Genomic DNA, 4,794 nt, shown 5'->3' on the forward strand with positions numbered 1-4,794 from the left:
CGCAGGCAGATCGTCGCCTTTCATCTCGTCGGCGAGACCTTCGGTTTCGAGATCAACGAGACCCACAGTTTCTATGCCGAGGCCATGGTGAATACCGGCCTGACTACTGTCGAACGCACGGCGGGCGGCCTGCTCAACGAGCGTCTGGTTGGTGTTGCCTTGAAGGCAATGATACGCGCCCAAGAGCACCTGCTCGTCGTCGGCCGCCAAAGTTCACTGGAAAAGATAGCCGTTTTCCTGGTCGATCTGGCTGATCGCCAAGGTGGCACTGACTTAATCGACCTGCCCATGAGCCGTATCGACATCGGCGATTATCTCGGCCTCACCATCGAAACAGTCTCGCGCACGATTTCGAAACTGAGGGAGATGGGCATCATCACGCTTCGCAATGCACGCTGTATCGAGATCATAAAGCCGGAAAAGCTGCGCATGCTGAGCAATTGAGCGGGGCAAACGATTGGACGAATGGAGACTTTGAGCACGGCTTTTTTCAATACTCTTCATCGGCTTGTTGCCTCCGGCGACACCGAGGCGCCCGACGGCTTACACAACCATTGCGATATCACGAAACATTACTTTGATTGACAAACCTGTGATGTTCCGTACCATTCCCCGCGAGGAAGAAGGAGGAGCGCCCGTGCATCACAGCACCGAGAACACCACCACACTGTCTGCCTCCGACCGCCGCATACGGCGTCGATCCGAGTTAGTGACATTTTTCGTTCTCGCCTTTGGCATCTGGCCGATCCTTGCGGTAGCGGCCGTCGGAGGCTTCGGCTTCATGGTCTGGATGTATCAGATCATCGCCGGTCCGCCCGGTCCTCCGGCTTAAGCGAGGAGGCGACAGTGACCTTACTTTCACGGCGAGCCCTCCTTCGAGGACAAATCAAGCAGAAGGTCCACACCCTGCCACCAGGCCTCATACGTCCCTTGGCAGAGATCTGCGAGCAATGCAGGGCATGCGTCGATCACTGTCCGACATCGATCATCTCGATGCAATCCGGCATCCCAACGCTCGATTTTTCCTTCGACGGCTGTAATTTCTGCGGCCGGTGTCGCGAGATCTGTCCGCATGCGGATGTCTTCTTCGATGACGATCTCGCCTTTTCCCACAAGGCACAGGTGCAGTCGCATTGTCTGGCGCTCAACAGTGTCGAGTGTCAGTTATGCCGTGACCATTGTCCAACCGACGCAATCCGGTTTCGTCCACGCGCCGGCGGACCATGGCATCCTTCAGTTGTTGAGGACAGCTGCACCGGCTGCGGCCTCTGCATCGGCCACTGTCCGACGAACGCAATTTCCATATCGGTAAGGAGTGGCTCGCATGTCGATGCGCAACCCTGAACGTTACCATGTTTCCAGTGCAGTCGTCCTGACCTCACCGGCAGCCGCGAATGGTGTCATTGCAGAATTATCCGAGATCCCGAACGTCGAAGTGCATGCCGCAGATCGCGGCAAAATCATCATCGTGATTGAAGGCAGGTCCAGCGGCGAGATGGGAGCGACACTCGCCGCCATTTCAGGCCTTCCGGATGTCATGGCGGCAAATATGGTTTTCGAGCATGCAGAGAATTTGGAGGAGGGTTTAATCAATGGACACAGACCTGACGCGGCGTAGTCTGCTCAAGGCCCATGCTGCCGCGATTGCGGCAGCGACCGCCGGCATCAGCTTGCCGGCCCATGCCCAGACCGTTCCCGGTGGCGTCGAAGCGCTGGAGATCAAATGGTCGAAGGCACCCTGCCGGTTCTGCGGCACTGGCTGTGGCGTCATGGTTGGCGTCAAGGAAGGGCATGTTGTCGCCACACACGGTGACATGCAGGCTGAAGTGAACCGGGGCCTCAACTGCATCAAGGGCTATTTCCTCTCAAAGATCATGTATGGCGAGGATCGCCTGAGCACACCGCTCCTGCGCAAGCGCAATGGCCAATATGCCAAGGACGGCGAGTTCGAGCCGGTAAGCTGGGACGAAGCTTTTGATATCATGGCCGAGCAGTGCAAGAAGGTTCTGCGGGAAAAAGGACCGACAGCGGTCGGCATGTTCGGCTCCGGCCAGTGGACGATTTTCGAGGGTTATGCCGCAACCAAGCTGATGCGTGCTGGCTTCCGCTCCAACAATCTCGACCCCAATGCCCGCCATTGCATGGCGTCCGCGGCTTACGCCTTCATGCGCACCTTCGGCATGGATGAACCCATGGGCTGCTACGATGACTTCGAGCACGCCGATGCTTTCGTGCTGTGGGGGTCGAACATGGCCGAGATGCACCCGATCCTGTGGACACGCCTTGCAGACCGGCGCCTGGGCCACGAGCATGTCAAAGTAGCAGTGCTCTCGACATTCACCCATCGCAGCATGGATCTGGCCGACGTTCCGATCATCTTCAAGCCGAGCACGGATCTGGCGATCATGAACTATATCGCCAATCACATCATCTCGACCGGCCGGGTGAACGAGGATTTCGTTCGCGCGCATACGACCTTCATGAAAGGCGTGGACGATATCGGCTATGGTCTGCGCGCCGAGGATCCGCTCGAGATGAAGGCGAAGAACGCCGGCGACCCGACCAAGATGGAGCCGATCGATTTCGACAGCTTCAAGGCCTTTGTCGCAGATTACACCTTGGAAAAAGTCGCTGAACTGACGGGGTCCGATCCGGGCTTTCTAGAGCAGCTCGCTGAGCTCTATGCCAACCCCGACACCAAGGTCATGTCTCTTTGGACCATGGGTTTCAACCAGCACACGCGCGGTGTCTGGGCAAACCACATGATCTACAATCTGCATTTGCTGACGGGGAAGATCTCTGAGCCGGGCAACGGCCCCTTCTCGCTGACCGGCCAACCATCGGCCTGTGGAACGGCCCGCGAAGTCGGCACCTTCGCACATCGCCTGCCTGCCGACATGGTCGTAACCAATCCAGAGCATCGGCATCACGCCGAGGAAATCTGGAAACTTCCGGACGGTCTTCTTCCAGACAAACCGGGATTCCACGCCGTCGAACAGGACAGGATGCTGAAGGACGGCAAGCTGAACTTCTACTGGGTCCAGGTCAACAACAACGTCCAGGCGGCGCCCAATACCAGCAACGAGACCTATCTCGGCTACCGGAACCCGGACAACTTCATTGTCGTCTCCGACGCCTACCCGACAGTGACGGCCATGTCTGCCGACCTCATTCTTCCGGCCGCCATGTGGGTCGAGAAGGAAGGCGCTTACGGCAATGCGGAGCGCCGGACACATGTCTGGCATCAACTGGTCAATGCGCCGGGCGAAGCGCGCTCGGACCTCTGGCAGCTGGTTGAGTTTTCCAAACGCTTCACGACGGATGAGGTCTGGACCGAGGAGATCTTGGCGCAGAACCCTGATTACCGCGGCAAGACACTGTTCGAGGTGCTGTTCGCCAACGGCAAAGTGGACCGATACCCTCTCTCCGAGGTGGACGCCGACTATGCCAATCGCGAAGCCGAAGCATTTGGCTTTTATCTCCAGAAGGGCCTCTTTGAGGAATATGCCGAGTTTGGGCGCGGACATGGCCATGATCTGGCGCCCTATGACGTTTATCATCAGGAACGGGGGCTTCGTTGGCCGGTCGTCGAGGGCAAGGAAACCAAATGGCGCTACCGGGAGGGCTACGACCCCTATGTCAAGCCTGGCGAAGGGGTTCGTTTTTACGGCAAACCCGACGGACGTGCGGTCATTCTGGCAGTGCCCTATGAACCGCCGGCCGAATCGCCGGACGAGGAATATGATTTCTGGCTGGTAACAGGCCGCGTGCTGGAGCACTGGCATTCCGGTTCGATGACGATGAGAGTACCCGAGCTCTACAAGGCTTTCCCCGGCGCCCGTTGCTTCATGAACGCCGACGACGCACGAAAGCGCGGGATCAATCAGGGGGCAGAGATCACCATTGTCTCGCGTCGCGGCGAGATGCGGACACGCGTCGAGACCCGCGGCCGCAACCGCATGCCGCCCGGCGTGATCTTCGTTCCATGGTTCGACGCCAGCCAATTGATCAACAAGGTGACGCTTGACGCCACCGATCCGATCTCCAAACAAACGGATTTCAAAAAATGCGCAGTCAAGATCGTTCCCGTGGCCTGACAAAAGGCCGACTTGGTATTGTTGCCCTTTTTGTAGCCTGTCTCATCGGTGGCGGCGTGGTCGCACAATCGGTTCCGCAATTGTCCGGCCCGCCCCAGCAGATGAAAAGCATCCCGGCAAAGCCCCTGCCGAAATGGAATGTCGATGACGTGCGCAAGATGCGCGCCTATCCGGACCAGCCTCCGGTCATTCCGCATTCCACCGAAGGCTACCAGCTGTCGGTCAACACCAACCGATGCCTCTCCTGCCACAAGCGTGAGTTCACGGAAGGGTCCGGGGCACCGATGATCAGCGTCACCCACTACATCACGCGGGAAGGGCAGATGCTGGCAGATGTTTCGCCGAGACGATACTTCTGTACCGCCTGTCACGTACCGCAGGCGGAGATCAATCCGCTGGTCGGCAATACCTTCCGCGACATGAGCGACATGGGGGTCAAGCTGATGGGCGAGGAGCACTAAATGATGCAGTGGCTCCGTAACCTGTTTGCATGGACATGGCGTGTTCTGACGACGCCAGCGGCGACGCTCAGCCTTGCCTTCCTGACGCTCGGCGGCTTTGTCGGCGGCGTGATGTTCTGGGGCGCGTTCAACACGGCGCTTGAACTCACGAATACGGAAGAGTTCTGCGTCAGCTGTCACGAAATGAAGACCAACGTCTACGAGGAGATGACCAGGACCATCCACTTTTCGAACCG

7 protein-coding genes are annotated in these 4,794 nt (G+C 58.3%); all 7 read left to right on the top strand.

Going from position 1 to position 4,794, the window contains the following annotated elements; translation table 11 throughout:
* Positions 1 to 444, top strand: a 444-nt coding sequence (locus FAA86_RS24005) for a helix-turn-helix domain-containing protein (protein ID WP_136543796.1), incomplete at its 5' end; no start/stop codon positions are given.
* Between the two features lie 193 nt (positions 445 to 637).
* On the top strand, positions 638 to 832 hold the full coding sequence (gene napE / locus FAA86_RS24010) for a periplasmic nitrate reductase, NapE protein (protein ID WP_246035190.1): 195 nt from the start codon (positions 638 to 640) through the stop codon (positions 830 to 832).
* Positions 833 to 993: 161 nt separating this feature from the next.
* On the top strand, positions 994 to 1,344 hold the full coding sequence (locus tag FAA86_RS25255; protein WP_425467456.1) for a 4Fe-4S binding protein: 351 nt from the start codon (positions 994 to 996) through the stop codon (positions 1,342 to 1,344).
* Entirely contained in the window at positions 1,325 to 1,618 is a 294-nt protein-coding gene (locus tag FAA86_RS24020) for a chaperone NapD (RefSeq protein ID WP_136543801.1), read from the top strand. The genes FAA86_RS25255 and FAA86_RS24020 overlap by 20 nt, the downstream gene beginning before the upstream one ends.
* Complete coding sequence (napA, locus tag FAA86_RS24025; protein ID WP_136543802.1) at positions 1,593 to 4,097, top strand: periplasmic nitrate reductase subunit alpha; 2,505 nt, start codon at positions 1,593 to 1,595, stop codon at positions 4,095 to 4,097. The genes FAA86_RS24020 and napA overlap by 26 nt, the downstream gene beginning before the upstream one ends.
* Complete coding sequence (locus FAA86_RS24030; RefSeq protein WP_136543804.1) at positions 4,067 to 4,558, top strand: nitrate reductase cytochrome c-type subunit; 492 nt, start codon at positions 4,067 to 4,069, stop codon at positions 4,556 to 4,558. The genes napA and FAA86_RS24030 overlap by 31 nt, the downstream gene beginning before the upstream one ends.
* A 3-nt stretch (positions 4,559 to 4,561) precedes the next feature.
* Positions 4,562 to 4,794: NapC/NirT family cytochrome c (locus FAA86_RS24035; RefSeq protein WP_183954790.1), on the top strand; the 233-nt coding region annotated here is incomplete at its 3' end.

Origin of the sequence: Rhizobium rosettiformans W3, from assembly GCF_004912135.1 — a bacterium.
GTDB classification, from domain to species: Bacteria; Pseudomonadota; Alphaproteobacteria; order Rhizobiales; family Rhizobiaceae; genus Allorhizobium; species Allorhizobium rosettiformans.